The 25,495-nt window shown below is 53.5% G+C and carries 37 protein-coding genes; 15 read left to right on the top strand and 22 right to left on the bottom strand.

Annotated elements, in window-relative coordinates; all coding sequences use genetic code 11:
• Window positions 1-2: 2 nt before the first annotated feature.
• The 4 genes from kdsA to ispD all read left to right on the top strand — a co-directional run bounded on the left by kdsA (window position 3) and on the right by ispD (window position 3,396).
• Window positions 3-848: a 3-deoxy-8-phosphooctulonate synthase gene (kdsA, locus tag ACIGCM_RS03940; protein WP_397500708.1), complete on the top strand. Its 846-nt coding sequence runs from the start codon at window positions 3-5 to the stop codon at window positions 846-848.
• Between the two features lie 185 nt (window positions 849-1,033).
• Window positions 1,034-2,323, top strand: coding sequence for a phosphopyruvate hydratase (gene eno / locus ACIGCM_RS03935; RefSeq protein ID WP_397500707.1), 1,290 nt, complete (start codon window positions 1,034-1,036; stop codon window positions 2,321-2,323).
• Window positions 2,324-2,388: 65 nt separating this feature from the next.
• Complete coding sequence (gene ftsB / locus ACIGCM_RS03930) at window positions 2,389-2,667, top strand: cell division protein FtsB (RefSeq protein WP_397500706.1); 279 nt, start codon at window positions 2,389-2,391, stop codon at window positions 2,665-2,667.
• An 18-nt stretch (window positions 2,668-2,685) separates the two neighbouring features.
• Complete coding sequence (gene ispD, locus ACIGCM_RS03925; RefSeq protein WP_397500705.1) at window positions 2,686-3,396, top strand: 2-C-methyl-D-erythritol 4-phosphate cytidylyltransferase; 711 nt, start codon at window positions 2,686-2,688, stop codon at window positions 3,394-3,396.
• A gap of 85 nt (window positions 3,397-3,481) precedes the next feature.
• On the opposite strand, the gene ACIGCM_RS03920 is transcribed toward ispD, so the two are convergent.
• Complete coding sequence (locus ACIGCM_RS03920) at window positions 3,482-3,796, bottom strand: HPF/RaiA family ribosome-associated protein (protein ID WP_397500704.1); 315 nt, start codon at window positions 3,794-3,796, stop codon at window positions 3,482-3,484.
• A gap of 99 nt (window positions 3,797-3,895) precedes the next feature.
• On the bottom strand, window positions 3,896-4,786 hold the full coding sequence (locus ACIGCM_RS03915; protein ID WP_397500703.1) for a LysR substrate-binding domain-containing protein: 891 nt from the start codon (window positions 4,784-4,786) through the stop codon (window positions 3,896-3,898).
• A gap of 169 nt (window positions 4,787-4,955) precedes the next feature.
• Between ACIGCM_RS03915 and ACIGCM_RS03910 the strand changes: the two genes are divergently transcribed.
• From ACIGCM_RS03910 to rpoS, 9 genes are all read left to right on the top strand, one after another.
• Window positions 4,956-6,068: an S-(hydroxymethyl)glutathione dehydrogenase/class III alcohol dehydrogenase gene (locus ACIGCM_RS03910; RefSeq protein WP_397500702.1), complete on the top strand. Its 1,113-nt coding sequence runs from the start codon at window positions 4,956-4,958 to the stop codon at window positions 6,066-6,068.
• Window positions 6,069-6,146: 78 nt separating this feature from the next.
• Window positions 6,147-6,998, top strand: coding sequence for an S-formylglutathione hydrolase (gene fghA, locus ACIGCM_RS03905; RefSeq protein ID WP_397500701.1), 852 nt, complete (start codon window positions 6,147-6,149; stop codon window positions 6,996-6,998).
• 119 nt (window positions 6,999-7,117) lie between these two features.
• The gene (gene ispF / locus ACIGCM_RS03900; RefSeq protein ID WP_397501107.1) at window positions 7,118-7,591 is read left to right on the top strand and encodes a 2-C-methyl-D-erythritol 2,4-cyclodiphosphate synthase; all 474 of its coding nucleotides are present in this window, start codon (window positions 7,118-7,120) and stop codon (window positions 7,589-7,591) included.
• Window positions 7,588-8,646: a tRNA pseudouridine(13) synthase TruD gene (truD, locus tag ACIGCM_RS03895; protein ID WP_397500700.1), complete on the top strand. Its 1,059-nt coding sequence runs from the start codon at window positions 7,588-7,590 to the stop codon at window positions 8,644-8,646. Before ispF ends, truD begins: the two co-directional genes overlap by 4 nt.
• A complete protein-coding gene (gene surE, locus ACIGCM_RS03890; protein WP_397500699.1) occupies window positions 8,634-9,383 on the top strand; it encodes a 5'/3'-nucleotidase SurE in 750 nt (249 codons plus the stop codon). Before truD ends, surE begins: the two co-directional genes overlap by 13 nt.
• A gap of 41 nt (window positions 9,384-9,424) precedes the next feature.
• Window positions 9,425-10,060 carry a protein-L-isoaspartate(D-aspartate) O-methyltransferase gene (locus ACIGCM_RS03885; RefSeq protein ID WP_397501106.1) on the top strand — a complete coding sequence of 212 codons (636 nt, stop codon included), beginning with the start codon at window positions 9,425-9,427 and terminating at the stop codon, window positions 10,058-10,060.
• Window positions 10,061-10,079: 19 nt separating this feature from the next.
• Window positions 10,080-11,018: a DUF368 domain-containing protein gene (locus tag ACIGCM_RS03880; RefSeq protein WP_397500698.1), complete on the top strand. Its 939-nt coding sequence runs from the start codon at window positions 10,080-10,082 to the stop codon at window positions 11,016-11,018.
• 48 nt (window positions 11,019-11,066) lie between these two features.
• Window positions 11,067-11,912 carry a peptidoglycan DD-metalloendopeptidase family protein gene (locus tag ACIGCM_RS03875; RefSeq protein WP_397500697.1) on the top strand — a complete coding sequence of 282 codons (846 nt, stop codon included), beginning with the start codon at window positions 11,067-11,069 and terminating at the stop codon, window positions 11,910-11,912.
• A 105-nt stretch (window positions 11,913-12,017) separates the two neighbouring features.
• Window positions 12,018-13,034 carry an RNA polymerase sigma factor RpoS gene (gene rpoS, locus ACIGCM_RS03870; RefSeq protein WP_397500696.1) on the top strand — a complete coding sequence of 339 codons (1,017 nt, stop codon included), beginning with the start codon at window positions 12,018-12,020 and terminating at the stop codon, window positions 13,032-13,034.
• Window positions 13,035-13,495: 461 nt separating this feature from the next.
• Here the strand turns inward: rpoS and fdxA are convergent, their stop codons facing one another.
• The 15 genes from fdxA to ACIGCM_RS03795 form a co-directional block, all read right to left on the bottom strand.
• Window positions 13,496-13,819 (bottom strand): ferredoxin FdxA, encoded by a 324-nt coding sequence (gene fdxA / locus ACIGCM_RS03865; RefSeq protein ID WP_397500695.1) that lies wholly within the window; start codon window positions 13,817-13,819, stop codon window positions 13,496-13,498.
• A 139-nt stretch (window positions 13,820-13,958) separates the two neighbouring features.
• Window positions 13,959-16,526, bottom strand: coding sequence for a DNA mismatch repair protein MutS (gene mutS, locus ACIGCM_RS03860; protein ID WP_397500694.1), 2,568 nt, complete (start codon window positions 16,524-16,526; stop codon window positions 13,959-13,961).
• 61 nt (window positions 16,527-16,587) lie between these two features.
• Window positions 16,588-17,562, bottom strand: coding sequence for a tyrosine-type recombinase/integrase (locus ACIGCM_RS03855; protein WP_397500693.1), 975 nt, complete (start codon window positions 17,560-17,562; stop codon window positions 16,588-16,590).
• A gap of 9 nt (window positions 17,563-17,571) precedes the next feature.
• Window positions 17,572-17,778: a DUF4224 domain-containing protein gene (locus tag ACIGCM_RS03850; RefSeq protein ID WP_397500692.1), complete on the bottom strand. Its 207-nt coding sequence runs from the start codon at window positions 17,776-17,778 to the stop codon at window positions 17,572-17,574.
• A 37-nt stretch (window positions 17,779-17,815) separates the two neighbouring features.
• Window positions 17,816-18,403 carry a hypothetical protein gene (locus ACIGCM_RS03845; protein WP_397500691.1) on the bottom strand — a complete coding sequence of 196 codons (588 nt, stop codon included), beginning with the start codon at window positions 18,401-18,403 and terminating at the stop codon, window positions 17,816-17,818.
• Between the two features lie 47 nt (window positions 18,404-18,450).
• Window positions 18,451-18,741 carry a hypothetical protein gene (locus ACIGCM_RS03840; RefSeq protein WP_397500690.1) on the bottom strand — a complete coding sequence of 97 codons (291 nt, stop codon included), beginning with the start codon at window positions 18,739-18,741 and terminating at the stop codon, window positions 18,451-18,453.
• 60 nt (window positions 18,742-18,801) lie between these two features.
• On the bottom strand, window positions 18,802-18,972 hold the full coding sequence (locus ACIGCM_RS03835; RefSeq protein ID WP_397500689.1) for a DUF1382 family protein: 171 nt from the start codon (window positions 18,970-18,972) through the stop codon (window positions 18,802-18,804).
• Entirely contained in the window at window positions 18,973-19,860 is an 888-nt protein-coding gene (locus tag ACIGCM_RS03830; protein ID WP_397500688.1) for a Lar family restriction alleviation protein, read from the bottom strand.
• 129 nt (window positions 19,861-19,989) lie between these two features.
• Window positions 19,990-20,664: a hypothetical protein gene (locus ACIGCM_RS03825; RefSeq protein ID WP_397500687.1), complete on the bottom strand. Its 675-nt coding sequence runs from the start codon at window positions 20,662-20,664 to the stop codon at window positions 19,990-19,992.
• Window positions 20,661-20,909 carry a hypothetical protein gene (locus ACIGCM_RS03820; RefSeq protein WP_397500686.1) on the bottom strand — a complete coding sequence of 83 codons (249 nt, stop codon included), beginning with the start codon at window positions 20,907-20,909 and terminating at the stop codon, window positions 20,661-20,663. Before ACIGCM_RS03820 ends, ACIGCM_RS03825 begins: the two co-directional genes overlap by 4 nt.
• Window positions 20,891-21,082 carry a hypothetical protein gene (locus ACIGCM_RS03815; RefSeq protein WP_397500685.1) on the bottom strand — a complete coding sequence of 64 codons (192 nt, stop codon included), beginning with the start codon at window positions 21,080-21,082 and terminating at the stop codon, window positions 20,891-20,893. Before ACIGCM_RS03815 ends, ACIGCM_RS03820 begins: the two co-directional genes overlap by 19 nt.
• Complete coding sequence (locus ACIGCM_RS03810) at window positions 21,079-21,276, bottom strand: hypothetical protein (protein ID WP_397500684.1); 198 nt, start codon at window positions 21,274-21,276, stop codon at window positions 21,079-21,081. Before ACIGCM_RS03810 ends, ACIGCM_RS03815 begins: the two co-directional genes overlap by 4 nt.
• 2 nt (window positions 21,277-21,278) lie before the next feature.
• A complete protein-coding gene (locus tag ACIGCM_RS03805) occupies window positions 21,279-21,785 on the bottom strand; it encodes a hypothetical protein (RefSeq protein WP_397500683.1) in 507 nt (168 codons plus the stop codon).
• Between the two features lie 2 nt (window positions 21,786-21,787).
• Window positions 21,788-22,180: a hypothetical protein gene (locus ACIGCM_RS03800; RefSeq protein WP_397500682.1), complete on the bottom strand. Its 393-nt coding sequence runs from the start codon at window positions 22,178-22,180 to the stop codon at window positions 21,788-21,790.
• 3 nt (window positions 22,181-22,183) lie between these two features.
• A complete protein-coding gene (locus ACIGCM_RS03795) occupies window positions 22,184-22,402 on the bottom strand; it encodes a hypothetical protein (RefSeq protein WP_397500681.1) in 219 nt (72 codons plus the stop codon).
• Between the two features lie 118 nt (window positions 22,403-22,520).
• Here ACIGCM_RS03795 and ACIGCM_RS03790 point away from each other — a divergent pair, with 118 nt between their 5' ends.
• Entirely contained in the window at window positions 22,521-23,027 is a 507-nt protein-coding gene (locus tag ACIGCM_RS03790) for a hypothetical protein (protein WP_397500680.1), read from the top strand.
• A 1-nt stretch (window position 23,028) separates the two neighbouring features.
• On the opposite strand, the gene ACIGCM_RS03785 is transcribed toward ACIGCM_RS03790, so the two are convergent.
• The gene (locus ACIGCM_RS03785) at window positions 23,029-23,736 is read right to left on the bottom strand and encodes a hypothetical protein (RefSeq protein ID WP_397500679.1); all 708 of its coding nucleotides are present in this window, start codon (window positions 23,734-23,736) and stop codon (window positions 23,029-23,031) included.
• A gap of 104 nt (window positions 23,737-23,840) precedes the next feature.
• Between ACIGCM_RS03785 and ACIGCM_RS03780 the strand changes: the two genes are divergently transcribed.
• The gene (locus tag ACIGCM_RS03780; protein ID WP_397500678.1) at window positions 23,841-24,071 is read left to right on the top strand and encodes a hypothetical protein; all 231 of its coding nucleotides are present in this window, start codon (window positions 23,841-23,843) and stop codon (window positions 24,069-24,071) included.
• On the opposite strand, the gene ACIGCM_RS03775 is transcribed toward ACIGCM_RS03780, so the two are convergent.
• Genes ACIGCM_RS03775 through ACIGCM_RS03760 form a run of 4 tightly spaced genes read right to left on the bottom strand, consistent with a single transcriptional unit; the run spans window position 24,068 to window position 25,352 of the window.
• Window positions 24,068-24,385 (bottom strand): hypothetical protein, encoded by a 318-nt coding sequence (locus tag ACIGCM_RS03775; RefSeq protein WP_397500677.1) that lies wholly within the window; start codon window positions 24,383-24,385, stop codon window positions 24,068-24,070. The genes ACIGCM_RS03780 and ACIGCM_RS03775 overlap by 4 nt on opposite strands.
• Window positions 24,378-24,740, bottom strand: a complete 363-nt coding sequence (locus ACIGCM_RS03770) for a hypothetical protein (protein WP_397500676.1) — start codon at window positions 24,738-24,740, stop codon at window positions 24,378-24,380. The genes ACIGCM_RS03775 and ACIGCM_RS03770 overlap by 8 nt, the downstream gene beginning before the upstream one ends.
• Window positions 24,715-25,086 (bottom strand): LytTR family DNA-binding domain-containing protein, encoded by a 372-nt coding sequence (locus ACIGCM_RS03765; protein ID WP_397500675.1) that lies wholly within the window; start codon window positions 25,084-25,086, stop codon window positions 24,715-24,717. Before ACIGCM_RS03765 ends, ACIGCM_RS03770 begins: the two co-directional genes overlap by 26 nt.
• A complete protein-coding gene (locus ACIGCM_RS03760) occupies window positions 25,083-25,352 on the bottom strand; it encodes a hypothetical protein (protein WP_397500674.1) in 270 nt (89 codons plus the stop codon). The genes ACIGCM_RS03765 and ACIGCM_RS03760 overlap by 4 nt, the downstream gene beginning before the upstream one ends.
• Window positions 25,353-25,495 lie beyond the last annotated feature (143 nt).

The following is a 25,495-nucleotide window of genomic DNA, read 5'->3' as shown; positions in this document are numbered from 1 at the left end:
GCATGACGCAGAAAATTGTTCGCGTAGGCAATATCGAAATCGCTAACGACAAGCCATTTGTGCTGTTCGGTGGCATCAATGTTATTGAATCCCGTGATCTGGCGATGAAGGCTTGCGAAGAGTATGTGCGGGTTACTGAAAAACTCGGTATACCCTATGTATTCAAAGCCAGTTTCGATAAGGCCAACCGTTCTTCTGTGACCTCTTTCCGTGGCCCCGGCCTGGAAGAGGGCATGAAGGTCTTTGAGGAAATCAAAAAGACTTTCGGCGTGCCAGTCATCACTGATGTACACGAGCCGCACCAAGCCCAGCCAGTGGCTGATGTCTGCGACATCATTCAGCTGCCAGCCTTTTTATCGCGTCAGACTGACCTGGTTGTGGCCATGGCCAAAACCGGCGCGATCATCAATATCAAAAAGGCTCAGTTCCTTGCTCCGCAGGAAATGCAGCATATTCTGGCCAAGTGTGTTGAAGCCGGTAACGATCAATTGATCCTGTGTGAGCGTGGCTCCTCCTTCGGTTATAACAACCTGGTGGTGGACATGCTCGGCTTCGGCATCATGAAGCAGTTCGAATACCCGGTATTCTTTGACGTGACCCACGCGCTGCAGATGCCTGGTGGTCGTGCGGATTCTGCTGGTGGCCGTCGTGCGCAAGTGACTGATCTGGCCAAAGCGGGCATGAGCCAAGGCTTGGCCGGGTTGTTCCTCGAAGCACATCCCGATCCAGACAACGCCAAGTGCGATGGCCCTTGTGCCTTGCGTTTGGACAAGTTAGAGCCGTTCCTGACTCAGCTCAAGCAGCTTGATGACTTGATAAAGAGTTTTCCGCCGATTGAGACTGCCTAACAAGGCGCTTATCCGGTAAAGTGCAATCCGGGCATAAACTGACCGATCGGTCAGCTAATTGCATCAGCTCACTCCGTGTTGGTTTGCTGAGCAACTTATTGCCTGCGGTGCTTTCTAGAGAGTCTCTGGCAGCGTTGTTACGACGTAGAGATTCACTTTAGTTAATTTTTGGAGTGCTTAACACAATGGCAAAGATTGTCGACATCAAAGGCCGTGAGGTTCTGGATTCACGTGGCAACCCAACGGTAGAAGCCGATGTGATCCTTGAAGGCGGTATCGTCGGTAGCGCTTGTGCGCCATCGGGTGCTTCAACTGGTTCTCGCGAGGCGCTGGAACTGCGTGATGGCGACAAGAGCCGTTACATGGGCAAAGGCGTGTTGAAGGCCGTTGCCAACATCAATGGCCCTATTCGTGATTTGCTACTGGGTAAAGATGCCTTGGATCAGCAGGCCCTAGACCGCGCTATGATCGCTCTGGATGCCACTGAGAACAAAGCCTCGCTGGGTGCCAACGCTGTTCTGGCCGTATCCCTGGCCGCTGCCAAAGCCGCTGCTCAGGCTAAAGGTGTTCCACTTTACGCCCACATCGCAGACCTCAACGGCACGCCGGGTGTGTACTCGATGCCTGTGCCGATGATGAACATCATCAACGGTGGCGAGCATGCCGATAACAACGTTGATATCCAAGAATTCATGGTCCAGCCAGTCGGCGCGAAAAACTTCGCTGAAGCCCTGCGCATGGGTGCCGAAATTTTCCATCACCTCAAAGCCGTTCTCAAAGCCCGTGGCTTGAGCACTTCGGTGGGTGATGAAGGTGGTTTTGCACCTAACCTGGCATCCAACGAAGATGCGCTGGCCGCAATCTCTGAAGCGGTTGCCAATGCCGGTTACACCTTGGGTGACGATGTCACTCTGGCGCTGGACTGTGCTTCGAGCGAGTTCTACAAAGACGGCAAGTATGACCTCGCTGGCGAAGGCAAAGTCTTCGACGCTGAAGGTTTTGCAGATTATCTGGCGGGCTTGTCTGAGCGTTATCCGATCATCTCGATCGAAGACGGCATGGACGAGTCTGACTGGGCTGGTTGGAAAGTGCTGACCGACAAAATCGGCAGCAAGGTTCAACTGGTGGGTGACGATCTGTTCGTGACCAACACCAAGATCCTCAAAGAAGGCATCGACAAGGGCATCGGTAACTCGATTCTGATCAAGTTCAACCAGATCGGCTCGCTGACCGAAACCCTCGAAGCAATTCAGATGGCTAAAGCAGCTGGCTACACCGCTGTAATTTCGCACCGTAGCGGCGAAACCGAAGACTCAACCATTGCTGACTTGGCAGTGGGCACTGCGGCAGGTCAGATCAAAACCGGCTCCCTGTGCCGCTCGGACCGTGTGTCCAAGTACAACCAATTGCTGCGCATCGAAGAGCAGTTGGGCGGGAAAGCAGCATATCTTGGTATCGCAGAGTTCCGCGGCTAAGGCTAAGCATGGTAAAAGGTGGGCGGCGTCAGTCGCCCTTTTTTTTGACGGATTTTCTGGTTGCTATGCGTAAAGCTTATTGGTTGTTCCCTGTTCTGATATTAATACTGGCTGGCCTACAGTATCGGCTTTGGGTCGGCGAGGGCAGCTTGGCGCAGGTATCGGGTCTAAAAGATCAGATTGCCAGCCAGCAGGGTGAAAATGAACGTCTTCTTGAGCGCAATCGTGTGCTTGAGGCTGAAGTGCGTGAATTGAAAAAAGGCATGGAAACTGTCGAAGAACGGGCACGACATGAGTTGGGCATGGTCAAAGACGGTGAGACGCTTTATCAGCTTGCCGAATAACTGCCTGAAGACCCTGAAATGACCTTGCAAAAACTCCCCGCTTTCTGGGCTATCATTCCGGCTGCCGGTATTGGCAGTCGCATGCGTGCCGACCGCCCCAAACAATATCTGCCGCTGGCCGGTAAAACCATAATTGAACACAGCCTCGACTGCTTTCTTGATCATCCACGCCTTAAAGGCTTGGTTGTAAGCCTTGCCGAGGACGATCCCTTTTGGCCGCAGTTAGCCTGTGCCAGTGACCCTAGGATTGAGTTGGCTGTCGGTGGTGATGAGCGGGCCGAGTCGGTACTCAGTGCGTTGTTGCGTCTTGCTGAGCTCGGCGCAGATGAACATGATTGGGTGCTGGTGCACGATGCTGCGCGGCCAAATCTGGCTCGCGAAGACCTTGACCTGTTGCTGGCCGAACTTGCCCATGATGCAGTGGGCGGTTTGCTTGCTGTACCGGCACGCGACACCTTGAAACGTGCCGGCACGGACGGGCGGGTCAAAGAAACTGTTGATCGCTCGGTGATCTGGCAGGCCTATACCCCGCAGATGTTTCGCCTCGGTTTTTTGCATCGTGCCATGGCTGAAGCGCTGGTGTCGGACGTGAATATTACCGATGAGGCTTCGGCAATTGAGTGGGCTGGGCAGTCGCCGCGCTTGATTGAGGGGCGTGCTGACAACATCAAGGTCACTCGCCAGGAAGACCTGAATAACCTCACCCGAATCTGGCGTGATCGCGAGTAGCGCGGCTTGTCTGGCGCTATGTTGCCGGTAGCGTAAAGCGCTAAGGGTGGGCAAAAGTTGCCCACCCCATCGCCCCGATAGCCTGTCAGGCTACGCGGGTCTTGCGGACGTTGCGGTCAAGTACTGTACTTAGCTTATCAATCGCCCCATCTATCGCCTGATGCAGTGATTCGGCGTTATGGGTGACGGAGATGGGGTCGCGCCCCTTCATTCTTGCTTCTATCTGGCAGCGCTTGTCCTGGGTGCCGCTCTTGTGCGCATTCTCGTCACTGAGATGGGCCTCGATCCGAGTCAGGTGGTCCTCGAAACGTTTAATTTTTTGCTCGACGCGGCTGCGTACGTTAGTCACTAAGTCGAGTGAGGCTTCAATATGTTTGTCACTGTTGACCAGTACTTGCATGACCGTTTCCTCTCGTTGATTAAGGCTAGAAAAGCTAGGCCTTCTTAGCTACGACGATGCGCGACTTAAAGCGGTTCCCGTGGAATCTGTGACATTCTGTCACTGCGCATATTCATGGCGTTTGGCCAGTCCAGCTTTGAGGAAGTCGACCAATTGCCGGACCTTTGGCGAGAGGTGCCGTTGCTGTGGATAGAGTGCCCAGACGGCGGTATTGGGTGGCTGGTGATTGTCGAGCAACGATATCAGCGCACCACTGCGTAAATGCTCCTGCACGTAGTAATCCGGCAGTTGGCAAAGACCCAAGCCGCGTAATGCTGCATCGAGCACTGCTTGACCACTGTTGCAGCGCCAATTGCCCTGAACCCGCTGAGAGGTTTGCTGTTGATTAACCTTGAAGCTCCACGTGTCGGAACTGCCAATCAGGCAATTATGATGACTAAGTTCTGACAAGCTGTGAGGGCGGCCGTAATGCTTGAGGTAATCAGGTGCCGCGCACAGGTACATTTTTCGCGGTGCCAGTTTGGCTGCGACCAGGCTTGAGTCCTGCAACCGGCCCAGACGAATAGCCATGTCCAGCCCCTCATTAACCAGGTCTAACTGGCGATTACTGAGCTCAATATCCACCCGAAGCTGTGGGTGAAGCGTCATAAACTCAGTGACCAGCGGCACAATAAAACGTTCGCCATAGGCCACCGCACAGGTCATGCGCAGCAATCCCTTGGGTTGACTGTTGAGGTCGCTGAGCACGCGTAACGCTTCTTCGCGCGCATCTTGTAAGCGTTGGCAGTGTTGCAGAAAGGTTTGCCCGGCTTCGGTCAACGCCACTTTGCGCGTGCTGCGGTAAAACAGTCTCGCTTGCAGGCGCTCCTCAAGGCGCGCAACTTGGCGGCTTACCTGTGAGGATGAGAGGCCGAGTCGGTCTGCCGCTGCGGTAAATTGCCCGCACTCGGCAACTGCAACAAATTCATCGATGCCTTCCCAGTTGTTCAATGGCAGAGCTCGTAGTGATGAGGTGAATGAATGATTCTACCGAAAAGTAGCTGATTATCCCTGTGTGGCAATAATGTTTTTACACCTGATGGATTATTCCCAGTTGAGAGGTGATCTACACTAGATCCACTGAATTTTTCTGCATTATTAATCTGTCGGAGAACCTTCCATGATCAAGTCACGTGCTGCTGTTGCTTTCGGGCCGAATCAACCTCTGAAAATTGTAGAAGTTGATGTTGCGCCGCCAAAGGCCGGTGAAGTCTTGGTGAGAATTGTCGCTTCTGGTGTTTGTCACACCGATGCTTACACCCTGTCTGGTGAAGACTCCGAAGGCGTATTTCCGTGCATTCTCGGTCATGAAGGTGGCGGTATTGTTGAGGCGGTGGGTGAGGGCGTTACATCGCTGGAAGTCGGCGATCATGTGATTCCGCTGTACACCGCTGAGTGCCGCGAATGTAAGTTCTGCACCTCGGGCAAGACCAACCTGTGCAGCTCGGTCCGTGCAACCCAGGGTAAAGGCTTGATGCCTGACGGCACCTCGCGTTTCTCATACAACGGCGAGCCGGTGTATCACTACATGGGTTGCTCGACCTTCTCTGAATACACCGTGTTGCCTGAAGTCTCGCTGGCCAAAATCCCTAAAGAAGCGCCGCTGGAAAAAGTCTGCCTGCTTGGTTGCGGCGTTACCACCGGCATTGGCGCTGTGCTTAACACCGCCAAAGTTGAGGAGGGCGCGACAGTTGCCATCTTCGGTCTGGGGGGTATTGGTCTGGCGGCGATCATTGGCGCGAAGATGGCCAAGGCTTCACGCATCATTGCCATCGACATCAACCCAAGCAAGTTCGACATTGCGCGGGAACTGGGCGCCACTGACTTCGTCAATCCGAAAGATTTTGCCAAGCCAATCCAAGAGGTCATTGTTGAAATGACTGACGGCGGTGTGGACTACTCCTTTGAGTGCGTCGGTAATGTTCAACTGATGCGTGCCGCGCTTGAGTGCGCTCACAAAGGTTGGGGCGAGTCAGTGATCATTGGTGTCGCAGGTGCTGGTCAGGAAATATCCACACGGCCCTTCCAGCTGGTTACCGGTCGCGTCTGGCGCGGTTCGGCATTCGGCGGCGTTAAAGGCCGTACCGAGTTGCCCGGTTATGTTGAAAAAGCACAGAAGGGTGAGATCCCGCTGGACACCTTCATTACCCACAACATGCCTCTTGAAGACATCAACGAGGCATTCACGCTGATGCATCAAGGCAAGAGCATCCGCACGGTCATTAACTTCTAAACAACTGCCGAGCTCAAACGCAGGCCCATGTTGCGGCCTGCGTGGGTACTGTTTAGTCGATTAATAAGGAGTGGGTTGATGAGTCTGGAAAATATTTCCTGCCAGAAAAGCAGTGGTGGTTGGCACAAGCGCTACCGTCACCGTTCGAATACGCTCAACTGCGATATGACCTTTGCCGTTTATTTGCCGCCGCAGGCCGAGCAAGGGGAACAATTGCCGGTGCTGTATTGGTTATCAGGCCTGACCTGTACCGATGAAAACTTCATGCAGAAGGCCGGGGCGCACAAGCTTGCCGCTGAGCTGGGTTTGATCATTGTTGCCCCTGACACCAGTCCGCGTGGCGAGGGTGTGCCTGACGACCCGGATGCTGCTTACGATTTTGGCCTGGGCGCAGGTTTTTATCTTAATGCAACTCAGGAGCCGTGGGCCCGCCACTACCGCATGCATGATTATGTGGTGCAAGAGTTGCCTGCCTTGATTGAGGCCAACTTCCCGGTAACGGACAAGCGTGGGATTAGCGGTCATTCCATGGGCGGGCACGGTGCTTTGGTCTGTGCGCTGCGTAATCCAGGTCGTTATCAGTCGTTGTCGGCATTTGCACCAATCAGTAATCCAATGAGCTGTCCATGGGGTGAGAAAGCCTTTAGCCGTTACTTGGGTGAGGAGCGTTCGCGTTGGCGTGAGTGGGATGCCTGCGCGCTGATGGCTGAGGCTACGGAGCGTTTGCCGATGCTGGTGGATCAGGGCGATCGCGATGATTTCCTGCTTAATCAGCTAAAACCTGAGCCCTTGCAAGCAGCGGCACAAGCGACTGGGCACCCGTTGGAATTGCGCTTGCAGCCGGGTTATGACCATAGCTACTACTTTATCGCCAGCTTTATTGATGACCATTTGCGTCATCATGCTGCAGCCCTCGTTGCTGCAGGCTGATCACTGCCTAAGTAGAGTTTCATGTGTGCGCATCGCACAACGATGCCCAGCTTGAGCCTATAGCGTTGTAGAATCAGGCCCTGATATTTATTGGGCCTGATTTTTCTATGAGTAGCAGCATGCGTATTGGCCACGGTTACGATGTGCACCGCTTTGGCGAAGGCGACTTTATCACCCTCGGCGGTATTCAAATCCCTCACCATTTTGGCCTCATCGCCCATTCTGATGGCGATGTGCTTTTGCATGCCTTGGCTGATGCATTGCTCGGTGCTTTGGCGTTGGGTGATATTGGTAAGCACTTCCCGGATACCGATCCGAGCTTCAAAGGTGCCGATAGCCGGGTTTTGTTACGGCATGTGTATGCATTGATCGCGGCTAAAGGTTGGCTGGTGGGTAATGTCGACGCCACCATTGTTGCCCAGGCGCCGAAGATGGCACCGCATATCGAATCCATGCGCGCACTGATTGCTGCTGATCTGCAGGTAGAGCTTGAGCAAGTCAACGTTAAAGCAACGACCACTGAAAAACTCGGGTTTACTGGCCGTGAAGAAGGCATTGCGGTGCACGCGGTAGCACTGTTGGTTCGACTATGAATGAGTTCGAACTCCTTGGCCCTAAAGCCTATGGCGATGCATGCGGCACTGCCGTGCTTAAAGCCAGCGCCGAAGATTTCCAAGTTGATGAGGTACTCGACATTCCCTTGGCGGGAGATGGCGAGCATTTATGGCTGTGGGTTGAAAAGCGTGGCCTGAACACTGAAGAAGCCGCCAGACGTATTGCCAAGGCGGCCGGCGTGCAGCTCAAGCTGATCAGCTATGCCGGGCTTAAAGATCGTCAGGCCTTGACACGTCAGTGGTTTAGCCTTCATTTGCCGGGTAAAGCAAATCCAGACCTGAGCGCTGCCGAAGACGCCAGCCTGAGCATCCTCAAACAGGTGCGCCATCAGCGTAAATTGCAACGCGGTGCCCATGCTGCCAATGGCTTTACCTTGCGCTTGACGCAATTGAGTGGTGATCGTGACACGCTTGATGCACGGCTGCAGGCTATCCGCGAGCAGGGCGTGCCTAATTATTTTGGTCTGCAACGTTTCGGCTTTGAAGGCGGCAACCTGTTTGATGCCCGAGGGTATGCCCAGCGCAAAGATCGACCTGTTCAGCGCAATCTTCGCTCGCGGCTGTTATCGGCGGCCCGTAGTTTCCTGTTTAACCAGGCCTTAGCCGCACGCGTGGCGCAAGGCACGTGGAATAAAGCCCAGGTCGGGGATTTACTCGCCTTTACCGATAGCCGCAGTTTTTTTATGGCCGGGCAAGCCGAATGCAGCGATCCGCGTCTGGCGATTCTGGATGTGCATCCAACTGGGCCGCTTTGGGGGCTGGGTGAGCCGCCGACCGCCGGAGAGGTCAAGGCGCTTGAGCAGGGCATCGGTGAAAGCGAGAAAGACTTGGCTCAGTGGTTGGCAGAAGCGGACATGGCGCACGAACGTCGCATTCTGCGCCTCCCCATTACGGGCCTTACGTGGCATTATCCCGAGTCTGACATTCTGCAACTGGAATTCGTCCTGCCGGCTGGATGCTTCGCTACTGTATTGGTGCGCGAGCTTGTCGATCTATTGCCGACAGGGCATACGGACAACCCATGCGTATTCTAATTTCAAACGATGACGGAGTGATGGCGCCGGGCATTGCCGCGCTACACGCTGCCTTAGCTGATTATGCTGAGTGTACGGTTATTGCACCGGATCAGGACAAAAGCGGGGCCAGCAGCTCGCTGACTCTCGACCGTCCACTGCATCCCTGCACGCTGGACAACGGTTATATCAGCGTTAATGGCACGCCCACGGATTGCGTGCATTTGGGCCTTAATGGGCTGCTTCCCGATGTGGCCGACTTGGTCGTTTCCGGGATTAATCTGGGCGCTAATCTGGGTGATGATGTGCTCTATTCCGGTACAGTGGCTGCTGCGCTTGAAGGGCGTTTTTTATCGCGCCCGGCGTTTGCCTTCTCTTTGTTGTCACGCCAGACCGATAATCTGCCAACGGCAGCCTACTTTGCCCGTAAGCTGGTCGAGGCCCACGAACAACTTGATTTGCCACCGCGTACCGTACTGAACGTTAATATCCCGAACTTACCCTTGGAGCACATTCGTGGGATTCAGGTAACACGTTTGGGCCACCGCGCTCGCGCGGCTGCGCCGGTTAAGGTGACTAATCCGCGCGGTAAAGTGGGTTACTGGATTGCCGTGGCTGGCGATGCTGAAGATGGTGGGCAAGGCACAGATTTTCATGCGGTGATGCAAGGCTATGTATCGATCACCCCTTTACAATTAGACCGTACTTTTCAGGATGGCTTTAACAGCTTGCAACCATGGCTGGAGAGCTTAGTTTAATGAATCGCGAACAAGACGAAATGAATCGCCGTGGTAGTGGCATGACCTCACAGCGTACCCGTGAACGACTTATCCAACGCCTTTATGAAGAAGGCCTGTCAAATGCCAAGGTGTTGGAAGTTATCCGTCGCACGCCGCGCCATATGTTTGTCGATGAGGCGTTCTCTCATCGTGCCTATGAAGATACCTCGCTGCCTATTGGCCATAATCAGACTATTTCGCAACCCTATATGGTTGCGCGCATGAGCGAGTTGCTGCTTGAGGCCGGGCCGCTGGATAAGGTGCTGGAGATCGGTACTGGCTCGGGTTATCAGACCGCCATACTTTCGCAGTTAGTTGAGCGAGTGTTCAGCGTTGAACGTATTCAGGGCCTGCAAGATCGAGCTAAAGAGCGCCTGGTCGAACTGAACCTGCGCAATGTTGTCTTTCGTTGGGGGGACGGCTGGGAAGGCTGGCCTGCGTTGGCGCCCTACAATGGCATCATCGTAACGGCTGCTGCTTCTGAGGTGCCGCAAGCATTGCTCGATCAGCTCGCTCCGGGTGGACGCCTGGTGATACCGGTCGGCACTGGCGATGTGCAGCAGTTGATGTTGATCATTCGTGATGAGCAGGGTTACTCGCGGCATATTCTTGATGCGGTACGTTTCGTACCTTTGCTCAATGGGCCGCTGGCTTAACATTCGCTCCGACGGGTATATGAAAAAATATTTTTTGCTCTACGCCAAAGGTGTTGCCATGGGTGCAGCGGACGTAGTTCCGGGCGTCTCTGGTGGCACCATTGCTTTTATCAGCGGTATCTACGACGAGTTGCTGAAGTCTATCGCGAGCATGCCACGTGCAGCATTGCTAGCTGTTCGCGGGCGTTTTGCCGAGGCCTGGGCCACCGCAAATGCGACTTTTTTACTGGTGCTGTTTGCGGGCATTCTTACCAGCATCGTTAGTCTTGCCCGGTTGATTACCTATTTGCTGGAGCAGCACCCGATCCCGGTGTGGTCGTTCTTTTTCGGTTTGGTGTTGGTTTCGGCGCATATGGTCTCCCGTGAAATCAGTCGTTGGAACTGGACGCGCATCCTCAGCTTTGCCTTGGGTGGTGGCTTTGCTTACTGGATTACCGTCGCTTCACCTGTGCATTTGAATACTGACCCGCTGAGTATCTTTGTGGCCGGGGCAATTGCCATTTGCGCAATGATTCTGCCGGGCATCTCAGGCAGTTTCATTTTGTTACTGTTGGGTCTGTACAGTTTTATACTGGGCTCTGTAAAAGCATTGGATATCACTGTTCTAGCGCTCTTTGCCTCAGGCTGTGTCGTGGGGCTCGTCAGTTTTGCAGGCTTTCTACGCTGGCTTCTACGCTGTTACCGTGACCTGACATTAGCGTTTTTGACTGGCCTGATGCTGGGGTCACTTAACAAAATATGGCCATGGAAAGAAACGCTGACCTGGTTTACTGATCGCCACGGGCAACAGGTTCCTTTGTTACAGGCTAATCTTCTGCCTGCACGCTTTGCCGAAGTCAGTGGCCAAGACCCGCAACTGTTGTTGGCACTGTTGTTAGCGCTGCTAGGGGTGGTTCTGGTTTTAGCTTTGGAGTGGTTAGCCGGGCGTCAGCAGTTAGATTCTGAGCATAATCAATAAATCCTGCACACTAGTGTCAGGCGCTAATAGCCAGTAAGGGAGAGACCGGTGAGTTTCGACGCCATTCAAGCGTGCATTCGCAATAGCAACACTCGATGCTTGTTGAGTGGTTTAGTTCTGTCGTTGGTCTTGTCTGGCTGTTCCAGTGCTCCTGCGGGTGGCGTTCAGGTTTTAGACCGTAATGGTCGATCGGTGCCCATCACATCCAAGCAGCCCCATGTCAGCAGTGGCCAATATTTGGTTCGGCGTGGCGATACCTTGTATTCGATTGCGTTTCGCTTTGGCTGGGACTGGAAAGAGCTAGCAGCACGTAATGGGATTCCTGCACCTTATACATTGCGAGTCGGCCAGCCGATTCGCTTCGACGGCAAGAGGCCTTCCTCCGTTGTGGTTGCCAGCAAGCCCAGCGTTAGCGGTTCCTCCACCCGTACCGTTCGTCCGGCCACTACGACGAGCACCGCCAAACCTGTCGTGGCCAAGCCCCCTGTCGCCACTAAGACTGTGCAGTCTGTAAGTGGCACATCTTCAGGTTGGACGTGGCCTACCAAAGGTTCGGTTATTGGGCGATTTTCCTCAAACGGTAGTTTGAATAAAGGCATTGATATCGCCGGAGATTTGGGCCAGCCTGTTTTAGCTGCGTCTGATGGCTCAGTGGTTTACGCCGGGAGTGGTTTACGGGGCTACGGCGAGTTGGTGATCATCAAACATAGCAGTACCTACGTAAGTGCCTACGGACATAACCGCAGGCTCTTGGTGAAAGAGGGGCAAAAGGTCAAAGCAGGGCAAGCAATTGCTGAAATGGGTTCAACGGGCACTGACCGGGTGAAGCTACATTTTGAAATTCGCCGTCAGGGCAAGCCTGTAGATCCTTTGCAATTTTTGCCACGCCAGTGATTTGTTGTCTGCCTGTTTCCCCAGCGTAGGAGGGACGGGCTCAGGTGCCGCCATGGAGCAGGTAACACCAGAGCTTGCTGTCGAACTCAGCAAGGGATATTAGAAATGGCTCTCAATAAGAAACAAGTGCCCGAGTTTGACTTAGATGACGATGTGCTCCTTATGGAGCCCGATGTCATCTTAGGGGGTGGGGGAGAAGTAAATGTAGATGCACCGGCCAAGCGATCTAAAGCCAAGGCGAAGACGAAGACCGCTGCACCTAAGCAACATAAGTATATTGATTACACGCGTGCCTTAGATGCCACGCAGCTCTACCTGAATGAAATTGGGTTCTCTCCATTGCTCAGTCCGGAAGAGGAAGTCTTTTTTGCCCGACTGGCGCAAAAAGGTGACCCGGCTGGTCGCAAGCGTATGATTGAAAGCAACCTCAGGTTGGTTGTTAAAATCGCCAGGCGCTATGTCAATCGCGGGCTTTCGTTGCTCGATTTAATTGAAGAAGGCAACCTCGGCTTAATCCGAGCTGTCGAAAAATTCGATCCAGAGCGTGGTTTCCGCTTCTCGACGTACGCCACATGGTGGATTCGTCAGACCATTGAGCGGGCAATCATGAATCAGACGCGCACCATTCGCCTGCCTATTCATGTTGTTAAAGAACTTAACGTGTACCTGCGCGCCGCACGAGAGCTGACCCAAAAGCTCGACCACGAACCCTCTGCTGAAGAAATCGCTAACTTGCTCGATAAGCCTGTTGGCGAGGTTAAGCGCATGCTCGGTCTCAATGAGCGAGTGTCTTCGGTTGACGTTTCACTGGGCGCAGACTCAGACAAGACCTTGCTTGATACCCTGACTGATGAGCGGCCAACAGACCCTTGTGAGCTGTTGCAAGACGATGACTTGTCGCAAAGTATCGATCAATGGCTGGGTGAGCTTACCGATAAGCAACGTGAAGTTGTGGTTCGGCGCTTCGGCTTGCGTGGTCACGAGAACTGTACGCTTGAGGAGGTCGGCCAGGAAATTGGTCTTACCCGTGAGCGTGTCAGGCAAATACAAGTGGAAGCGCTCAAGCGCTTGCGCGAAATTCTCGAAAAGAACGGTCTGTCGAGCGACTCTTTGTTCCAATAGATCTAGATGCTCACACGAAAACCGGCTTTCGCCGGTTTTTTTGTGCTACGACTTTGTAGGCAATTGCTTACACGGCTGTAGGCTAATGCAGTTGTGAGGCCTAAGATTTTTAGACGGAAAGCTGTATTTTTTTATTAAGCAATTGAATTAAATGATTTTTTTTAATTTTAATGGGAATGATTTAGTCTTTGTTCTGGGTTACAGACACTTGTGAAGCGCAAAAAATCCCTTATTATCAAGTTGTGCTTAAGGACAAGCGCAGGTTGTTAGGGACAGCGACCAGGACAATCGCGGGATGCGATTTCATCAGGATGATGAGTTGGAAATAAAGGGACTAGGGACAAAATGGGCGGGTCAAACCGCCCTTTTTTTTGCCTGCGATTTTTAATACTGCCTGACGTTATTTTCAGGCAAATAAAAAGCCCGCGCTCGGCGGGCTTTGTGTGGTTTAAGAGGCTGTATTAGCGCTCTAGGTGCTCAAGCTTGTCTTTCACACCATCCCACTCTTCAGCATCATCGAGGGCTTCTTTCTTCTCGGTGATATTTGGCCAAACTTCAGCCAGATCAGCATTCAGCTCGATATATTCCTGCATGTCCTCAGGCACCTCATCTTCAGAGAAGATGGCTTGTGCTGGGCACTCTGGTTCACACAGAGCGCAGTCAATGCACTCATCCGGGTGAATGACCAGGAAATTCGGGCCTTCGTAGAAGCAGTCCACCGGACAGACTTCCACACAGTCGGTGTATTTGCACTTGATGCAGTTGTCGGTGACGACGAAGGTCATTCTAGTTCTCTCCTCAGGCTACGGCGCGAGACTGCCCTCATAAACAGTCTCTCGGCTCGAATACGCTCACTTCAGTGCCAGGCTTTAGCACACAGCTGTTTCGGGCGCGCAGGATTCTAACAGCTTGTTGGCGCGGGCGTTAGACTCGCGTCTTCCATGCATATAACAATTCAAGAGCATGCCGTGGGGTTAAATCATCTGGATTGATCTTAGACAATTCTTCTAACAACGGATGCGCAAGGTTTGCAAACATATCGCTTTGTTGCGGTGTAGCGGCTTTTCCTGGCTCTGACCGAGGTAGGTCATGCGGCAAACTTGTGGTTTCGAGCCGTGCCAAATGCTCACGTGCACGCAGGATCACTGCGTTGGGTACGCCCGCCAGTTGCGCCACAGCTAAGCCATAGCTTTGGCTGGCAGGCCCGGGTAGCACGTGGTGTAAAAATACGATGCGCTCATTATGTTCGGTGGCATTGAGGTGCACGTTGGCCACAAGTGGTTCACTCTCTGGCAACACGGTGAGCTCAAAATAATGCGTCGCAAAAAGCGTGTAGGCACGCAGTTTAGCCAGTTGTTCGGCCGCTGCCCATGCCAATGACAAACCATCGAAGGTGCTGGTGCCACGACCGACTTCGTCCATCAGTACCAAGCTTTGTTCTGTGGCATTGTGCAAAATGTTGGCGGTCTCACTCATTTCAACCATAAAGGTCGAGCGACCACCGGCGAGGTCATCGCTGGAGCCAATGCGGGTGAAAATACGGTCAACCAAGGACAGCTCGCAGCTGGCAGCGGGTACAAAACTGCCGATGTGGGCAAGCAGCACGATTAACGCCGTCTGGCGCATATAGGTCGATTTACCACCCATGTTTGGGCCGGTGATCACCAACATGCGGGTTTCATCATCAAGGTTCAGGTCATTGGCCACGAAGGGTTTGGTCAATACCTGTTCAACCACTGGGTGGCGACCTTGATTGATGCGCATGCAGGGTTCATCGACAAAGTGCGGGCAATTCAAATCTAGGTTCAATGCACGTTCGGCCAAATTACTCAGCACATCCAGTTCGGCTAAGGCCGAGGCGCTGTCTTGCAGCGGTGAGAGCAGGGTGATCAGGTGTTCGAGCAGTTCTTCGTAGAGCACCTTTTCACGGGCCAGTGCGCGGCTCTTGGCCGACAGTGCCTTGTCTTCAAACTCTTTGAGCTCCGGGGTGATGAAGCGCTCTGCACCCTTGAGGGTTTGTCGGCGAATATAATCAGCTGGAGCCGATTCCGCCTGCTTGCTGGGCAGCTCAATGAAGTAACCGTGCACACGGTTGTAGCCAACTTTGAGATTGGCCAGGCCTGTGCGGGTTTTTTCACGGGTTTCCAGGTCCATCAGGTACTGGCCAGCGTTTTCACTCAGTGATTGCAGTTCGTCCAGCTCCGCGTCGTAGCCCGTCTTCAGTACACCGCCATCGCGAATGACTGCCGGTGGATTATCGATAATTGCTTTGCCTAGCAACGCCGCCAGTTCTGGATAGGTGCTGACGATGGTTGCCAGCGAGGTCAGGTGCGGCGATTCCAGCGCCGCCATTGCGCTTTGCAGTTCAGGCAGTGCAGCCAAGGCGTCACGCAGTCGTGCAAGGTCGCGTGGGCGGGCATTACGCAGGCCGATACGGGCGAGGATTCGCTCCAGGTCACCGATCTCCTTGAGCTGCGGTTGCAGGGTCTCAAAGCGATAACGCTCAAGTAGGCAGGTGATGGATTCTTGGCGTGCTTCAAGTATGTTGCGATCGCGCAGCGGTCGATTCAACCAGCGGCTGAGCAAACGACTGCCCATTGCGGTTTGGCAGCGATCAACCACCGATTGCAGGGTGTTTTCGCGTCCGCCAGCAAGGTTGATATCCAGTTCCAAGTTGCGCCGGCTGGCGCCGTCAAGGATAACGGTGTCGTCCAAGCGCTCATGACGCAGGCTGCGCAGGTGTGGCAGCGCCGTGCGCTGGGTTTCCTTGGCATAGGCGAGTAAGCATCCGGCAGCGCCGATCGCCAGGGTCAGTGTTTCGCAGCCAAAACCCTTGAGGTCTTGGGTGGCAAATTGTTGGCACAGGCTCTTGTGTGCAGAGTCGCGTTCAAAGTCCCAGGGCGCACGGCGGCGTACACCTTTGCGCTTCTCGGCGGGCAAGCCTTGTGGCCAGTCATCAGGGATCAACAGTTCAACCGGATTAAGGCGTTCAAGCTCGGCCAGCAGATTCTCCCAGCCTTTAATCTCCAGCACGCTAAAGCGCCCGCTGGTGATGTCCAGTACTGCGAGGCCAAACAGGCGCTCATCACCCAGTACGGCAGCAATCAGATTGTCGCGGCGCTCATCGAGCAGGGCTTCGTCACTCACGGTGCCTGGGGTAATGATGCGCACCACTTGGCGATCGACCGGGCCTTTACTGGTCGCCGGGTCACCGACCTGTTCGCAAATCACCACCGACTCGCCGAGCTTGACCAGCTTGGCCAGATAACCTTCCGCGGCGTGATAAGGAATGCCACACATAGGAATCGCCTGGCCGGCGGATTGGCCACGCGCAGTCAGGGTGATGTCGAGCAGCTTGGCGGCCTTCTTCGCGTCTTCATAGAAAATTTCATAGAAGTCACCCATGCGATAGAACATCAGCTGATCTGGGTGCTGGTTCTTCAACTTCCAATATTGCTGCATCATGGGGGTGTGTTGTGAGAGGTCCGTCATTACTGGCCTTGAAGGGTAGTATTCCAATACAAAGTATTAGAGTTTTGGAAAACCTCTAATACTACCCGGTTTCTTTTGGCATTTGTGGCGGGTGTGCAACGTCATGTTCACGGTTGCGAAGATAACGCGCTGTCATGCGCTCGCTTGAATGTCCACCCAGCTTTTGAGCATTGTTGCCCTGCCTCTTCGTGTCGGTTAAAGCCTTGGCCCTCAGGTCGTGAATTTTCACGTCATCGACTTTTGCAGCCTTTCGAGCAGCCGCCCACGTTACCTTCACAGTCGAGTAATCAACCTGCAGCCCCTTCTTGTTGCAGATGAGGTTCATGCCACGCACCGGGCGAGGAAGGGCCTTGCATCGCGCAATGATGGCGCGCAGGTCTGGCGACATGGATACCAAGACTTTCGACCCGGTTTTCTTCTGCTGAAACTGAATCCCTTCTTCCGAAACATCGGAAAGACGGATGGCTAGAACATCGCTGATGCGCTGACCGGTAAGGTAAGTGAGCTCAAAGACGCATTTCATGTACTCACTGCACTGGGCCAAGATGGCGTGAAACTCTTGGTCGGTTATATACCGGTCTCGCTTATTCTCAGCGTGCGGCTTGATCCCAACGCAAGGGTTGCTGTCGACGTCTCCCCATTCCAGGGCATAACCGAACGCAACCCGAAGAAAGCTCAATGTCCGGTTGGCCATGGCTGGGGTATCGGCTAAGTGCATTTTGATTTGAGCGATGTGGCGGGGCAGTACCTGGCTTGGCTCAAATTCTGCCAAGTACACCTTCATGCGCTCAGCGACCATGCTGTATTGCTCAATGGTGTTCTTGGCGCGGCGGGGCGTGATGTGCTCCATGACTCTGTCAATAAGATCCGTCATGGCGTTTTTGGATGAATTGCTGTTGCGCTTGGCATACAGCATGAGTGCCTGGACGTAATCTTTTCCGAGGTTTTCCCACTTGCCCGCCTCAACGTAATAGTAAGACGGGCCTCTTTGGTACATACGCGCCGGTAAGTGGCGGTCTTTCTTACGTGGGCGCATGTCCGCCTCCTATCCAGTTAACCGCAATTGCGGTCCTTTCTTATTCTGCTGTGTGCCACCAAGGCGCTGCAGCACGACCACTTCAAGCACTTTGATCTGACCATCACCGCCCTCAATGAACGGTATTTCCTGGTCGGCAAGCCAGCGGCGCTGAGCTGAGGGCTTTTTATAGCCGGTCAGTGCTTCGATTTCTTCTGGCGATAAAAAGCTAATCATAGATTACCTCTTACCCGGCGCATGGCCGGGGGTGTGGTTAGGCTGCGTTCTTGCGGGCTTCGGCTACCCGCGCAATGAAGTCGTCGGGCATCACAGCTGCATGCTTGCCCTCTGACCATGACAGCGGCTCAGCCTTGCGGATCGTTTCATTCAGCAGCTCAAATGCTGCCAGCATGTCCTGATCACGAATCTCGCCGTCTTCTGGGAGGTCATCAATGAAGTAGTCTTCCGGATCAATCTCAGAGGGCATATTTGGTTCGCAAATGCACAAGCGCATATCGGCTATTTCAAGATCGTGATCGACGATGTGATCAATCAGGCTGTCTTCATCAAAGAAATAGAGATCATCATCAAAGCTTACCAATGGCTCGCCTTCCCAGAGTTTGGTTGGCTTAGCCGAGAACTTGGCATTGCGGTTCTCTTGGTGGCAAAGATCGCACCAGCCGTTGGTGCGATGTGGCGGGTGGTATGGATTATTTTTGCAAGCGCGGTGGGTTGACCCAGCGAACCGCGCCAAGTCTTCGTTGTCGCCAAAGAAACGACCGTCAGCCGACTTCCATCCTGTGACCGTGACCAGCTGAGCGGCAGCCGGTGAGTCGTACATGATTACTTTTTCTTCAGACACAGCAATATCCTCCACCGGTAAGCCGGTAGTTTTAAGTAGGGTGGGGGTTAGTTCTTTACGATGCGCAGGGCTGATCCGTTCTGCGCAATATTGATCCGCGATGAATCGAACGATGGAGACTGCAAGACCTTGGCTATCAACTGAGGCAGAGCCTCAAACAGTTCGCGTGGCATTTGGTTGTAATGAACACAATGCAGGGTGTGCAAAATGCTGTATGCGTCAGCGTTAGGCTTGATGCTGAGCATACTGATGATCTTGTCCAGGGTGCAGATATCGAAGTAACTCTGATCAATCATCTTCCTTAGCGCAGCTTCCGCAGCCATCATCTGTAAATTCATGGCGCACAAATCCTCACCGCCTCATAGGCAGCATTTAAATGGGGTAGGGGTTAGAGGGTGTTACTTGGCTTCGGCTTCCATTGCTTCAAGCCGTTCGATCATCTGGAGTTGAAGCGCTGCAAGTTCTTCTGGCGTGCTGACAGGCATGGGAACGAATGCAATTCCTGCCTTGAGTAGATGATTGGCCGCTTCCATGGCCTTGCGCAGATCGGCGGGGCTGGCGCGATTCATCTAATCCCCCTTGCTGGCTAGCAGCTTGTCTTGGGTTACCGCCTCATCCCATGATTTACGCAGCTTTTTCAGTAGATCGCATTCGTACGCCGTTAGCGCCCGCCCTTCATGCTGCGCAAGGTTATAAGCGACATTTGATAAAGGGTTGCCATGGGTAACCAAATCGACAACGAGCGCCTTCAAAGCATCCCGATCAGCCTGGCGATGTTTTGCGGCTTCTTTCCAGTATCCACAGCCGCCCGGATGTTCTGTGCAGGCAGAAAGCTCACTGCGCAAACTGTCCCGCTCAGCCTCAACAGCGGCGAGTTTGACGGATAGCGCAGTAATATCTCTCCACTTCGCTTTATAAGTTGGCGCCCCTTCAATTATGTCGTCCGCCAAGTCCTCCAAGCGCTCAGCCAGGTAAGCGTCATCAGTGTTGCACGCAGCCATCTTTACCAAATCAAAAGCAGACTGAACACCTTGTTCAAAGGTGCGTTCATCTTTCAAAGCTGCCAGTTTTGCATGCAGTGCGGTGTAGTCCTCGTGTGCGACATAGCCAGACTCATCGCCGTAATACTTCGGTTCCAACACTGCAAAGCCAATATTAGGCTTGTGCCAGTAACGGACAACCTCCCCGCAATCCTGCTCAAGTGCGGCGCGGTTGTTCCACTGCGCTATCGCCTCAATCTTTGCTCGCTCGACAAACTCATCAGCGTATCGGTAGTTGGTGAAGCTGTCGGCCGTCCTTTCTTCGATTGTCATCAGGTCGCATATCTGGACGCAGGACATCGCATGCCCACAATCACACCAGATTTCATAATCAGTGCCGGTACCATCTGGAAGGTCGGGCGTTTCACCACAAAACGGGCAAGGCTTTAACTTTTCGCGCTCTGTAGGGTTAGTCATGACGCCCACCCAATCGTAATGTGCGATAGGAGCCAGCCAAGACCGCTGAACGCAATCCAGCCTATGAAGCCAATCACAGCCAAAATGAACCAAATTTCACCGGTAGATATACGAAAGAATCCTTTTTGCTTATTCACTTTTCACCTCCTGTGCTGCGGCTAGCATGGCTTCGATAATGTCAGCCGCCTTCTCTGCATAATCCACAATCGAAACGTCGCAGCCAGTATCGCAGCCGTTCGCATCCTCAAAACGCAAATCAATGTCATCGCCTGAAATATCATCAGGCTCAAGACTGCCGATTTCGCGTAGAACAAAAATACATTGCTCGGCCTGCTTGCGTAATTCATCCGGCACAACGCCGCGCTCGGGTTTTACCATTCGGGCAACAGCAGTTTCGCAGGCCCGGATAAGGCGCTCGCCTCCTACAGTTTCAGGGCCAACGCCTAGACCTAGAAGTATTTCCCGCAGTTCAGCATTTAAGCTGGGTTCGGGTTGTGGGTGGGTGTATACAACTCCGCTCCCTTCATCGTCGGTGACATCAGTTCTGTCAGCTACAAGCAAAAACATCCCATCCATTAGTTCGGCAGTTCCACCTTCTAGCAGCCAGTCAGGCTCAAGACCTCCGTCACCATCGTCACGCATCACAGCAACGGCGCACATCTGTATTTCATCATCCGGCGCAGCCTTGGCTTGGGCGATGAGGTTGTTGATCAGGGTTACCGGGTTGTTCGGCAGAACTAAACTAAGCTCAGTGCGCGCCAGCTCTAGACCTAACAGATGCGCTTTAGTGATTTTGGTGGTCATTCAACGAACTCCTTTCCAAATATGATTTTGTACGGGTCTTTTGGCGGTTTTCCGATCATGTCTATTACGCAAATAGGTACGGGGCCGAAGCCATGACTCTCATGCAGGTACGCCTTTCCACCATCAAATATAATTTCGCCTTCCGCATACCCGCGCCTAAGAACGTGAGTATTGACAAACAATGTCAGTTCTTCCGGTTGATTAAGGCTGGCTTGAAAGGCCTTCCTTAAGGCATCAATCTCCATACGTTGGCATCCTCAAGCTCTGCGCGACTCTTGGTGATAGTCCGCCGCTCAATGCTTTCAAGTGTGCAGATACCGCCCTCTTCGAGCGCAAGGCGATAAACAACACCAGTGTTGAAGTTCTTGTAGCGCTCAGTTGGTTTGGAGGCTGTGTAGCCTGTTGGGGTTGTGGTCATGCGACTTTCTCCCGATTCAGGTTTCGCTTGGCTTGGTCGTCACGGAAACCGGCAAGCCATGCGCAACGTTTGCCAACTTCGCCAGCGCTAGCGTGGTACGGGCACTCACTCTCGTTTAAGGCGTGCGCGCCCTCTTGTTGTTGAAGCCAGTAGACGTGCCGGTAGTCATCGCCCAGCGTTATATGGTTGGCCATGATCAATATTCCTCATGCGGAGTTACTGAGCCGTCATCGCGCTTGAAGCCCCAGCCTTGACGCTCACCCCAAGTGGCGAACATGGTCCAAGCTCCACCGGGTAACAGATCCTCAATGCGATGAAATCCGCCGCGATTCATCGTTGCGGTTTCGCCCGGGTCGCGAACTAATGGCGCGCCATCTTCCCGGTACTCCACGTAACCGCCCTTTAAGATGAATGTCCGGAATGGCCAAGGGTGGCTGTGGAGATCGCGACCGGGGTCGGGGTTGATAATGTGGTGGATGCGGATCTGCAGCGGGCCGAAGCGAACCAACCACCAGCGCTTCATGTACCAATGCTCAGTTGGGTCCAATACACCAATTTGGTAGCCAGCCTTTACGCGAATGATCCGGCCGTGATCGATTATCAAATGGTCATACGGCGTACGCTGTGCACGCTTTATGATCCAGTCGGCAATAGCTGGCCGTGACACCAGCTTGGCTAGCAGGTGCCAGAATAGGTTTGGCATGGTTAATCCTCCGGGCGGATGCGCACCAATACGTTCTTGTGAGTGCTGATGCCGTTGATGGCCATCGCTGTGATGAAGTAGTGGTTCTTGGCGCGGTTGTAGATCACCTCTTCGTGCTCAGTGCCTGGGTTAAGGACTTCTCGGGCTTTTGCGTTAATGACCGAACCGGCAACCTTGAATCGAAGTTCATCCCCGGCTTTGATCTGGCCTGCATTGCGCAGCTCGACGAACTGAAACTCTTTCTCGCGGAACACGTCGGCACATGCAGTTCGGGCGGCTCTGGCCAGCGCGCGGGCAAGGTCGGCCGGCGTTTGGCGCCGGATAACGTCAGGACTGAACTCCCGCGCGCAGAGCCTTGTGAAATAATCGGTATCAAGGCCGTATTCATTCTTCATGGCTTACTCCCCGGCTTTCATCTGGCGCATGGCGGTGATTAGCGCCGGCACAATTTCTGGCTGAATCAGAACTTCTCGCCCTTCCTGCGCGATAACGATAATTCCGCATGCGTCTGCCTGGACTACGATTGCTGGTTCTTGGGAGCCGTCATCGCTATATGGCTGCCAGATCACGACAGCGGGCATCTTGCCCATGGTTCGATGTGTCTTAATTCTGGTCATCGCTAATCCTCACTATCGGGATGATGGGCACAGGCGCGGCTTAGTCTCACCTGTAGCGGGAAGGGTGGTTATGGAGTAGCTTCTGGGTTCGGCATGGGGCCGATAAGCAGGGGGGGATATGGACTTTGCAGAGCAGGCAGAAGTGTCACAGTCACTGAGGGTTGTACACGGGCTTCTAAGCAGCGGAATATTTCAACCGAAGCATTCTTCCCATGTGTTTTTTAGATCAGCTTTTATTGACTCGCTCATATCTCTCCGTGCCCTTATGTACAAGTCAGAACGTTATGCAAAACGGATTTCATTTGTGGACGATGTTCTGATAGCGCCCAAGGTCAACGACGTAACAGATCTGATTAAGTTCGTGCGTGACGCTGTCTGCCACCCGGACTCGAATAATCACAAGATCGAAGGCGGCAATATCGCTACTTTTAACGTTATTTTTGGGAAAGGCTGCCTGCTCCAAATTGGAGACTTCAGGCAGGAGTCCCTCTATGAGGATGATATTTACTTCACTTTTGGCGGGCAGGGCATCTACCTGCGCAGGCACATAATTCGTGCTTACGAAGAGGCAAAAGAGAATCTGATGCCACTTATTGATGAGTGGCAGCGCCCAAAAGATATTTGAGTCACGCTGCCTTAGAGTGCTTAACAACTGGAGCTGCCCAGGCTGGCGTCAGTCGTTCAATTGGATCTGAAGACATCGGCATGATTACGCCAACGAACTTGTTGATCAGATCAAAATTACTAAACCGCACTACTACTGCGCCCTTGTCCTCAGAAGGCTCAAGGCAAATACCGCCGCCGCCAAAGCGCTTTTGGCCTGTCAGCAGCACGCCGATACGGTTGAAGACCTCCAGATACTCACCATTCAAGCAGGGGAATGGCTCAGCCTTGGTTAGGCGCTTCTGTGGCATGACTCTGCGCCAGTCAGGGAACAAGCCATCAACTAATTCGGTTTTCTCGGTCAAGTGAGAGTGCTCGCCGAACAGTTCAGGCTCTTCGGTTGTGTCCTCCAAGCTGGTCACCAAAGAAAACTTCTCGGCGATCCAAAGGTTTGCTGGCGGCTCGCAGTCCGAGCCTTTGCTGGCGGAACACGCTGAAAGCAATCGTTTGGATACCGTACCCACCAGCACAGACTTGTGATCTGGCGAGATCCATCCGTCTGGGTCGTGAATGGCGCCCATGAAGTGGCCGTTAGTGGCGACGATAACTACTCCGCCAGAAGGGTGGCGCTCAATCTGAACTGCATTCAGGTAATAGCGCACATCACCCTTGGCAGAGCACTGGTGAATGGCTGCGAAGTACTTCGGGTTGATACGAGCGAGGTATTCCATGGTGTTCTCCAATGCACGCGCCGCCCTCCGTGATCCGGTGGTGGCAATTTGGTATGGGTTGGGGTATTACGGTTGTTCGGCATCCCGCCGGATAGGAGATACTTATGAGAAGGACTGAATCTGTTGGCAAATTTGTAGGGAAAGATACCGGGCAGAAATATTCAGTCGTCAGGATTGTGACTGAGATTTCAAAAGGCTCCTTAAATAGCCGTGAAACAATTGAAGGCACGCTTGACTATAAAACTTTATGTGGTGAGTTTTTGAACCTTAAGAGCAAAGGCGAGGAGACGTTATTCGAAGTTGTAAGTACTGGTGAGCTGATTGCCCCGGCTTAACCTTCTTCACGCATCCCCTCGCGGCGTGACTCCCGCTCAAACGCCTGCGACACTTTTTCGCTAATCGTGATTTTGTGTCGCGGCACGATCAGGAAGGGCGTAGCCGCTTCCGACCCAGCTTCATGCAGCCGGTGAATCATGGTGGCGATAGCCTCACGCTGATCGGTGAACCCGTGCTGGTGCATCAGCTCTTCAAGGCATTTTGCTGTGCTTGCTGGCAGCGGAAGGTTGATTACCTTCTCACCCAATAGCTCAAGCCTCTGCTTCTGCTTGGCCCGCTTCTCGCGCTGCCTGGTAGCGTTGTCCTTAGCCATCCACCTTCCTCGCTCGAGCATCCTGAAAGGTGAGCCCGTAGTCATGTTTGATTCTGAGCAACCGGTCATAGCTGATACCAATCTCAGCAGCTGCTTGTTTAAGCGTGAGTGCTGAGAGCGCCTTGGCTATCTCGGCGATCCCATCCCGCTCTTTGCGTTTCTCCAGGGCTGCTTTGGTCCTGTGCTTTTCGAGCCCACAGCCTCGACGACTTTCCGGTGTTTCAATGCTGTCGAACTTTTCGCGGGCTTTAGCCAGTTCATAACGACGCGGGTGAGTTTCGGGATCAAGGTCAGCAGCGCACCCAAGCAATTCCTTTTGTTGTTCGTGGCTACAGAAACGCGGTGCGGTCATCATCTGGCCAGAGCTCCTTTAGTATGTCTCGGATCTTTGGTACTTCTCGCCGACTTGCCTTTATTGGGTGGTCAACGCCCAGCAGTTTGACCGTGCCATTGCTATTGATCGCGGAGTAATCAACCGATTCGAGAAGCCGTCGGGCAACCAATACGCTGCGGTGAGTACGCACGAATAGATCTGCAAACTCAGCCTCTAGGCACGCGATGGTGTCAGTGATCACCAGCACCTTGCCGTCAATGCCATGAGCATCAACCAACTTGTCTGATGCCTCAAAGTAGGCCACCTGAGATACCGGCAGCTCTTTGAGCTTTCCACCAAGGCATTGAACAACTGTTGTGCGGCTCATGAGGTGACCTGCATGCCGTTCTCAAGCTGCTGTGCCAGCCAGATAGCTTCTTTGTGTGACTGACGAAAGCCAACGACCTTGCCGGTGCTGTTATCAACGATTCGAACCATGCCTTTGCCTGCGTGCAAGATGGTGTGCTTGGCGGTGCAATCGTCAACGGGCGGGGTAGTGCGCCGATGCTCGAAAGCTGCGCGCGCTTCGGCACAAAGGCCAGATAAGCGATTGAGCTCGTTGATGTCAGTAGCGGCTTGCTGAAGTGCGTTCATGTTAATCACCAGTTGGTTAGTGGCGTGCATAGGTCGCTGCCCTGACTGGAAGCAGACGCTTCCGCAAGGATCTGCCAGGCAAGGCAGCGGCGTATGAAGGCGAAATAGAAAAGCCCGGAGAACCGGGCTTTTGAAACTCACAA

Source organism: Pseudomonas sp. NPDC078700 (assembly GCF_044542375.1).
Taxonomy (GTDB): Bacteria; Pseudomonadota; Gammaproteobacteria; order Pseudomonadales; family Pseudomonadaceae; genus Aquipseudomonas.
Note: the sequence above shows the minus strand (reverse complement) of the source record. Positions and strands in the feature narration are given on the sequence as shown.

Bases quoted from the DNA above. Each gene is read 5' to 3' on its own strand.
- ACIGCM_RS03780 (WP_397500678.1), top strand. From the start codon at position 23,841: ATGAGAAGGACTGAATCTGTTGGCAAATTTGTAGGGAAAGATACCGGG.
- ACIGCM_RS03810 (WP_397500684.1), bottom strand. From the start codon at position 21,276: ATGGCCAACCATATAACGCTGGGCGATGACTACCGGCACGTCTACTGG.
- ACIGCM_RS03825 (WP_397500687.1), bottom strand. From the start codon at position 20,664: ATGACCACCAAAATCACTAAAGCGCATCTGTTAGGTCTAGAGCTGGCG.
- ACIGCM_RS03770 (WP_397500676.1), bottom strand. From the start codon at position 24,740: ATGATGACCGCACCGCGTTTCTGTAGCCACGAACAACAAAAGGAATTG.
- ACIGCM_RS03885 (WP_397501106.1), top strand. From the start codon at position 9,425: ATGACCTCACAGCGTACCCGTGAACGACTTATCCAACGCCTTTATGAA.
- eno (WP_397500707.1), top strand. From the start codon at position 1,034: ATGGCAAAGATTGTCGACATCAAAGGCCGTGAGGTTCTGGATTCACGT.
- ACIGCM_RS03835 (WP_397500689.1), bottom strand. From the start codon at position 18,972: ATGAATCGCGCCAGCCCCGCCGATCTGCGCAAGGCCATGGAAGCGGCC.
- ACIGCM_RS03815 (WP_397500685.1), bottom strand. From the start codon at position 21,082: ATGACCACAACCCCAACAGGCTACACAGCCTCCAAACCAACTGAGCGC.
- ACIGCM_RS03920 (WP_397500704.1), bottom strand. From the start codon at position 3,796: ATGCAAGTACTGGTCAACAGTGACAAACATATTGAAGCCTCACTCGAC.
- ACIGCM_RS03800 (WP_397500682.1), bottom strand. From the start codon at position 22,180: ATGAAGAATGAATACGGCCTTGATACCGATTATTTCACAAGGCTCTGC.
- ACIGCM_RS03910 (WP_397500702.1), top strand. From the start codon at position 4,956: ATGATCAAGTCACGTGCTGCTGTTGCTTTCGGGCCGAATCAACCTCTG.
- ACIGCM_RS03790 (WP_397500680.1), top strand. From the start codon at position 22,521: ATGGACTTTGCAGAGCAGGCAGAAGTGTCACAGTCACTGAGGGTTGTA.
- ACIGCM_RS03760 (WP_397500674.1), bottom strand. From the start codon at position 25,352: ATGAACGCACTTCAGCAAGCCGCTACTGACATCAACGAGCTCAATCGC.
- fghA (WP_397500701.1), top strand. From the start codon at position 6,147: ATGAGTCTGGAAAATATTTCCTGCCAGAAAAGCAGTGGTGGTTGGCAC.
- ACIGCM_RS03765 (WP_397500675.1), bottom strand. From the start codon at position 25,086: ATGAGCCGCACAACAGTTGTTCAATGCCTTGGTGGAAAGCTCAAAGAG.
- ACIGCM_RS03820 (WP_397500686.1), bottom strand. From the start codon at position 20,909: ATGGAGATTGATGCCTTAAGGAAGGCCTTTCAAGCCAGCCTTAATCAA.
- mutS (WP_397500694.1), bottom strand. From the start codon at position 16,526: ATGACGGACCTCTCACAACACACCCCCATGATGCAGCAATATTGGAAG.
- ispD (WP_397500705.1), top strand. From the start codon at position 2,686: ATGACCTTGCAAAAACTCCCCGCTTTCTGGGCTATCATTCCGGCTGCC.
- ACIGCM_RS03785 (WP_397500679.1), bottom strand. From the start codon at position 23,736: ATGGAATACCTCGCTCGTATCAACCCGAAGTACTTCGCAGCCATTCAC.
- ACIGCM_RS03830 (WP_397500688.1), bottom strand. From the start codon at position 19,860: ATGACTAACCCTACAGAGCGCGAAAAGTTAAAGCCTTGCCCGTTTTGT.
- ftsB (WP_397500706.1), top strand. From the start codon at position 2,389: ATGCGTAAAGCTTATTGGTTGTTCCCTGTTCTGATATTAATACTGGCT.
- fdxA (WP_397500695.1), bottom strand. From the start codon at position 13,819: ATGACCTTCGTCGTCACCGACAACTGCATCAAGTGCAAATACACCGAC.
- ACIGCM_RS03855 (WP_397500693.1), bottom strand. From the start codon at position 17,562: ATGCGCCCACGTAAGAAAGACCGCCACTTACCGGCGCGTATGTACCAA.
- ACIGCM_RS03775 (WP_397500677.1), bottom strand. From the start codon at position 24,385: ATGGCTAAGGACAACGCTACCAGGCAGCGCGAGAAGCGGGCCAAGCAG.
- kdsA (WP_397500708.1), top strand. From the start codon at position 3: ATGACGCAGAAAATTGTTCGCGTAGGCAATATCGAAATCGCTAACGAC.
- ACIGCM_RS03880 (WP_397500698.1), top strand. From the start codon at position 10,080: ATGAAAAAATATTTTTTGCTCTACGCCAAAGGTGTTGCCATGGGTGCA.
- truD (WP_397500700.1), top strand. From the start codon at position 7,588: ATGAATGAGTTCGAACTCCTTGGCCCTAAAGCCTATGGCGATGCATGC.
- ACIGCM_RS03795 (WP_397500681.1), bottom strand. From the start codon at position 22,402: ATGACCAGAATTAAGACACATCGAACCATGGGCAAGATGCCCGCTGTC.
- ispF (WP_397501107.1), top strand. From the start codon at position 7,118: ATGCGTATTGGCCACGGTTACGATGTGCACCGCTTTGGCGAAGGCGAC.
- rpoS (WP_397500696.1), top strand. From the start codon at position 12,018: ATGGCTCTCAATAAGAAACAAGTGCCCGAGTTTGACTTAGATGACGAT.
- ACIGCM_RS03805 (WP_397500683.1), bottom strand. From the start codon at position 21,785: ATGCCAAACCTATTCTGGCACCTGCTAGCCAAGCTGGTGTCACGGCCA.
- ACIGCM_RS03850 (WP_397500692.1), bottom strand. From the start codon at position 17,778: ATGATTAGCTTTTTATCGCCAGAAGAAATCGAAGCACTGACCGGCTAT.
- surE (WP_397500699.1), top strand. From the start codon at position 8,634: ATGCGTATTCTAATTTCAAACGATGACGGAGTGATGGCGCCGGGCATT.
- ACIGCM_RS03840 (WP_397500690.1), bottom strand. From the start codon at position 18,741: ATGAATTTACAGATGATGGCTGCGGAAGCTGCGCTAAGGAAGATGATT.